The 6785-nt window shown below is 41.7% G+C and carries 3 protein-coding genes; 2 read left to right on the top strand and 1 reads right to left on the bottom strand.

All coding sequences use genetic code 11. From position 1 onward, the window contains the following. Positions 1–9: 9 nt before the first annotated feature. Together flgM and flgN are read left to right on the top strand one after the other, a co-directional pair. Entirely contained in the window at positions 10–330 is a 321-nt protein-coding gene (flgM, locus tag H5090_RS08730) for a flagellar biosynthesis anti-sigma factor FlgM (RefSeq protein ID WP_002959436.1), read from the top strand. Then, entirely contained in the window at positions 323–754 is a 432-nt protein-coding gene (flgN, locus tag H5090_RS08735) for a flagellar protein FlgN (protein WP_024595784.1), read from the top strand. Before flgM ends, flgN begins: the two co-directional genes overlap by 8 nt. A 157-nt stretch (positions 755–911) precedes the next feature. Here the strand turns inward: flgN and H5090_RS08740 are convergent. Next, positions 912–6785 (bottom strand): Ig-like domain-containing protein (locus tag H5090_RS08740; protein WP_182695490.1); only part of this gene is annotated, 5874 nt, incomplete at its 5' end.

A 6785-nucleotide genomic window follows, 5' to 3' on the forward strand; every position in this document is an offset into this window, starting at 1 on the left:
TTTATTATTATGGTTAATCAAGTTAATGGCAGTAATCAACAAGCTAATGCGTTAACAAATGCAAAGCAGCAACAAGTTGATTTAAAAAAAGATAACGCAAATACACAAGCTGCTCAGGCCCCTTCGCCTAAAGCTGCAAGTGATTCTGTAAGTTTAACGCCGCAAGCGCAGCAATTAAAAACGCTTCAAGATAAAGCACAGCAATCGCCTGGCTTTGACAGCGATAAAGTTGCTGAGCTAAAAAAAGCAATAACTGAAGGTAAATACCAAGTGGACAGTGAAAAGCTTGCTAAAAACTTAGCTGATTTTGAGTTTAACGTGTATGGCTGATCATAATAGTTTAATTAGCGTAAAGCTAAACCAACAAGTAAGTTGTTTAGACTCTTTACATACGCTATTAAACGATGAGCTTACTGCTATTGCCTCACGACGTGGTGCTGGTTTAAAAGAAATTGCCCAACAAAAAATGTCTTTTTTAACTAAGCTAAGCACTCTAGATAAAGAGCTAAGTAAGCTAATTGCCAGTAACGATTCACAAAATCCTGAAATATCTGAGCTAATAAGCCAAGTTAAAACTCAACTTGCACAATGCCAAAAACAAAATAATGTTAATGCTCATGCTGCCCGTCAAGCGCAGCTTAGTGTTAAACAATTAAAAGAGATATTAATTGGCGCACCAACGTCAATGACCTACGACCAAGCCGGTAAATCTGTAAATACCGAGAGTAAACTGGTTCGTAACCTAAAAGCTTAACTGCTTTTATCTATCCTAATTTATTAAAAAAGCCCTTATTGAAGTCTCAATAAGGGCTTTTTTAGGTTTACTACTTAGCACAAAATAATAACCACACTTTTGATTAAGTGAGTTTTAGAAACCCACTTCAGTTATTTAACTGAAGTGGGTTACTGATTTAAATATCTGTTTGATTATTACCATTTTCAATTAAGTGTTTAATCATTTCCTCTGATTGATTTTGAACATCAACTGCTGGCGCTGCCTCATCAACATGTCCTCCACTTTGTGCAGGGCTATAAGCAATTGCAGAGCCTTCATCGTCAATCAAGGTATTAAGAGCAACGAGTTGCTCGGTGTCTTCGTCAATAATTACATCATTGATATTAAGGGGCTCTGTAGAGCTCATTGACACCGTTTGCTCTGTACTCGATAAAGCACTTACATTACCTAAATTAACCGTTTCTCCTAAAGCATCGCTGGTTACTGCTGCATTTGGCATAGTGGCGCCTAATGCTGCTTCTTCGCTAAACGGCTCAGCGGCTCCTTCTAAGCCAAATGTTGTATCGGTGGCACTTGCACTGCTTCCTGCGCTAGCAAGTTGTGGGTCGTTTCCTTGGTCAATAATATTGTCATTAATATCCTTAATTAAATAATTACCGGCTTCATCAACTGTGATAAAGCGATAATCAGACCAAGAACCTAAATCAAGAACTGATAATAATGAACTCCAATTTCCATTCTCATCAGGTTGAATTTCCATAGCGCTTTCTAGCACATTTAAGTTTAGGTTTAACACCTCAAGGCCAAGTAAGTTTGCTCCTACAACATATACACTATTTCCTTCTTCTACTGTGCCTTCTGCAGTTAAACCTATTCCTAGTAAGCCCCAGTAATAGTTAGACACTTCGAAGTCTACAGGCGTTGAGTCAATCACTAACCCAGATAAGCTTCCACTTGAAGTAACATTTCCAGATTCATCAGTAGCGGTAGCCGTTACAGTGTATGCTCCATCGAGTAAAGCATTGTCTGGTGATACGCTCCATACACCTGTCTCACCCGCTGTTGTATCCTTGGTTACAACAGTACCGCTTTCATCTATAAAGCTTACGGTAATATCTTCATTTGCTCCTGCGGTACCGGTGATCTTAGGTGTGCTATCGGCTGTTAATTCTAAACCAGAGTTAATTACTATGCCTGAATCAACTATGCTGCTTATAGATTGCTCGCCGATATTACCTGCATTATCAAGTACGCTTACATCAACACTGTAATTCCCTTCACTAAGAGGCTGCGAAGCTGTAACACTCCACGACCCATCTGTGTTTACTGTTGTTGAAACATTGTGTGTTTCACCTAGTGCGTCAGTAAACATCACCATAACTGCAGCTCCAGCAAAACTTCCGGTTACCGAGCCTGTAATAGTCGGTGTGGTATCTTGGCCTACTGCAATAGGGTCTATAAATACAATAGGTGCTGTGTAATCAGTACTTGAAACCATGGTATCGCTTGATGAGTTTCCTGCAGCATCACTCACTGTTGCAGTAGCAGTAAAACCACCTTCACTAAGCGCGGTGGTAGCTGTTACAGACCATGTGCCATTGCCTGCAACTTGAGCGGTAATAGTTTGTGAATCGTTATTAGCATCAGTAATAACAACACTCACATTTGTACCTGCTGGTGCATCACTTATACCTGTTATAGTCGGTAGCGGGTTATTGGTTACAGATAATTGATCAACTTCAACTGTTGGTGGTGTTAAATCAATTATTCCACCAAGACTTGTAGAGCTTGAAAGCCCTAAGTCTTCAACTGTAGCACTTACAGTAAAGGCGCCTTCAGCTAATGGTGTTGTAGGTATTAGAGTCCACATACCTGCTATAGCCGTTGTATTATAAGTGGTAGCGGTACCGTCACTGTCAGTAATAACGACTTCTACATTACCGCTTATTACATCGGTAGTACCACTAATAGTAGGGGTTGTATCGCTTGTATCTATTATTGGATTGATTAGTAGGCTCGGTAAAGTGGTACTAACAGTGCCAGTTTGCGTTACTGTGGCTATATTTCCAGCATCATCAATACTAATAGCTTCTATGGTTAAATCGCCCTCAGCAAGTAAAGGGGTAACAACAAACCACGTGCCATCTCCTAATACCGTTGTGGTAACTTCATAAAGTGTGTTTGTAGAGTCGGTAACATTAACCGTAATTAAGCTACCTATTTCTTCGTCACTGGTGCCAGTAATAGTAGGCGTTAATGTATTAAGTACACCAAAGGCGTCTATTTCTAACGATGGCGGTATGGTATCAATCGTCACTTGCTCAGTAACAGACTGGCCTACATTACCCGCAGCATCAGTAATACTTGCGAATACACTATATATACCATCAGGTAGACTAGTGGTTACTAATGACCACGTGCCATCGCTACCAACAAGGGCATCAAATACTGTTGCGTTGCCGTTACTATCTATCACAGTTACATCAATGTCTGTGCCTTGAGCTTCTTCAGAAGTACCAGAAATAGTTAGAATGTCAGTATTGCTGATGCTCAACGGTAAAATATCTACCACAGGCACTAACGTATCAACAACAAACTCGAGCGTTTGTGTTACTGCATTGCCGGCATCATCAGTGATACTCACGTTGGCAACATGCTGTCCTTCAGTCAGCGCATCAACTTCCAGTGAAAATAGCCCTGCTGCATTCACTGTTGTTGTTAGTACTGAGCCTCCATCCAGCTGAATCTCTACCACACCATTAATTAAATCGCTAGTCCCTTGAATAATTGGAGTAGAATCTGACGTTGTACCAATCACTTGCAAATTAAGCGTTGGCGAGATGGTATCTACTACACTGCTTATCAGCTGTGTAGCTGTTATTCCGACTTCACTTAATACATTTACAGTTACAGTAAACACGCCCTCAGCAAGTGATTGAGGAACCTGTACAGCCCATGAATTATCTGCCTGCACTATGGCAACCAAATCTTGTGCTATGTTATCGCTATCTACCACTCTAACTAGCACTTCAGTGCCTGGTGCTTGGTCGGTCGTACCACTAATTATTGGTAAATCGCCTTCTCCAGTTACAAAGTCAACCACCGCATTCAGTACTGGGGTTGAAGCGTCTACATCAGCCGTAGTTATAGTGATTGTATTACCAGCATCATCAGTTGCAGAAGCTTCAACAACCGATAAGCCAATAACATTAACTGCTAGGCCTAATAGCTCCCAATCACCATTTGCATCTGTGGTTACATCGTATGTTAAATCGAGTAAATCACCTGCAAGCTCTAGAGTAACCGTAACGGTTTTACCTTCGCCCAAATCAGATGTACCAGATAAAGAAACCAACTGACCTAATAGGAAGGAAGGCACAATTGTTAGCTCTGGTCCCACAGTATCAACCTCACCACCGGTTTTATTGTCGACCGAAGTATTGCCCGCAGCATCGCTAATAGTTGCACTAACACTGTAAACCCCCTCTGCTAAAATATTATCAGCAGCCGCTTGCCAGTCTCCATTCACATCGGTTTGAACGGTCATTTGATGCGATGCACCAGCTGAGTCCGTAAACGTAACTAAAACGTTTGTATTTGGCTCGTTTGATGTGCCATTAATTAATGGCGTGCTGTCTTGGGTAAGTATTAATGAACTTTGATTAATACTAATTTCGGGAGCAATTGTATCAATGGTTGCTGTATTTGTTGCGTCCCCGGTATTACCCGCGCTGTCAGTAACAAATACTTCAACTGAATAATCTCCTTGTGAAAGAGAATTACTTGCCTCTACAGACCATATACCACCCGTTTGAACAGTTGTATTTACAGTATGCTTATTCCCGAGTGCATCGGTAAATACCACAGCGACTGCATCACCTACCATGGCACCTGTCACGCTCCCTGAAATACTTGGAGTTAGATCGGTACTTCCAACAATATCGTTAATAGTCACAACAGGTGCTGTTATATCAACTTCCCCTGTAATACTTGTGTTTACAGGATTACCTGCAGTATCTGTTGTTGAAGCTAAAACCGTGTAAGTGCCCTCGCTCAACTCTGTACTTGCAGCGACTGACCATGTGCCATTTGCACCAACAGTAGCATTAACCGTTTGCTCTACACCTAAGCTATCTGTAATTAAAATAGCGACTATGGCGCCTTGTGGAGCTGTAGTTGTGCCTGAAATTGTTGGCGTTGTATCATTTGAAATTGTAAGCGGTGTAATATTAAGGGCTGGTGGAGTTAAATCGATAACACCGCTACCTGTTGTATTACTCGTTAAGCCTCCTTCAGTTACACTTGCCGAAACAGTAAATTCACCTTCAGGTAGAATATCTGTCGCATCAACACTCCAAATCCCACCTACCACAGTTGTAGTTACAGTATGTGCAACGTTATTAACGTCAGTTATAACAACCGTGATTTCTGTGTTATCTGCCGCACTACTTGTGCCTGATATTGCTGGTGTTTGATCGTTTGTATCAATAATTGTATTAATATTAATTGTAGGCGCATTGGTATTTAACATTGCGGTACTATTTGCAACTGATTCATTCCCTGCGGCATCAGTAACACTTGCAGAAACTGCAACTTCACCATCAGTCAGTGCATCTGTAATATCTACAGTCCAAGCACCACCTGCACCAACAACAGTTGTGTAAGTCTCGGTACTATCTGCATCGGTCACAGTTACTGTAATACTCGTGTTTTCAGGTTCATTGGATGTGCCTGAAATAGTTGGCGTGCTGTCATTAATTGTACCTAATGCGTTTATAGTAATACTTGGTGCTTGAGTATCAATAAAGCTCGAGCCTGTATCCACACCTTGATTGCCAGCATCATCGGTAATACTTACCTCTACATCATAATTACCATCAGGCAAGCTTGGCGCCGTAACTTGCCAATCGCCGTTAGCATCAACTATTGCGGTTAAAGTATGTATATCACCGTTGCTATCTGTAATAACTATATCGACCACCGTATCCTGTGGTTCAGTTGTAGTGCCACTTATAATTGGTGTCTCAGTGTTAAATACAGTTATATCATTAAGTACAATAACAGGTACTTGGGTATCAATTGTTAAATCAATTGTCGTGTTGCTGATATTATTAGCGTCATCGGTAACACTTACTTGAGCCGTATAATCACCATCAACAAGTGCTACGGGGACATCTACTTGCCAATTGCCATCAGTACCCACTGTTGCTGTTAGTGTTTGACCGCCGATAAGGATGGTTACATCAGCACCAATCTCATTACTCGTGCCTGAAATTGTAGGGGTTGTATCTATTGTCGCGTTAACTTCGTTCACAATTAATGTAGGAGCAACGCTATCTATTTCACCTTGAGCCTGCTGCGTTGTTAAATTACCAACACTGTCTCTAACCTCTGCAACAACAGTGTATTGACCTTGCGCTAGCTCTGCTGGTACAGCAACAGACCAGTCGCCATCGGCTTGAACTGTCGCAGTAAACGCTTGGCTTTCTCCTTCACTATCAGTCACGGTTATATTAATTACCGTGCCTTGCCCCATATCGGTGGTGCCGCTAATTACTGGCGTACTATCATTCGATAAAGCATCGACACTAACGGTTAGTTCTGGTGCTACGTTATCAAAATCAAGTGTATTGATTGTTCTGACATTACCAGCGGCATCCGTTGCACTGGCAGTCACATAGGCAAGGTTTAGTAAAGGTACTGTTATGTTTGCAAGCCCCCAGGTACCATCAGGATTTGTCGTTGCTGTATAAGTTGCGCCAACTAACCCACCAACTAGGTACTCTGTAATAGTGATTACAGAGCCTCCTGGTAAATCAGAATCCCCCGAAAGAGAAACTAAATTACCTAATAAAAACGATGGAATAATTTCAAGTTCAGGAGCAGTTACATCCACTTCGCCACTGTCAGTGCCTGTACCTGTATTGCCCGCTGCATCAGTGATGCTGGCGCTAACGCTATAATTCCCTTCGGCTAATGTGCCTGTTGGTGTCGCACTCCAGTTACCATTGGCATCGGTTTGTACATCAATGCTTTGAGTGGCATTTGC

The organism is Pseudoalteromonas sp. SR43-5, assembly GCF_014163835.1.
Lineage (GTDB): Bacteria > Pseudomonadota > Gammaproteobacteria > Enterobacterales > Alteromonadaceae > Pseudoalteromonas > Pseudoalteromonas distincta.

Coding starts and splice junctions, on each gene's coding strand:
- flgM (WP_002959436.1), top strand. CDS start 10: ATGGTTAATCAAGTTAATGGCAGTAATCAACAAGCTAATGCGTTAACA.
- flgN (WP_024595784.1), top strand. CDS start 323: ATGGCTGATCATAATAGTTTAATTAGCGTAAAGCTAAACCAACAAGTA.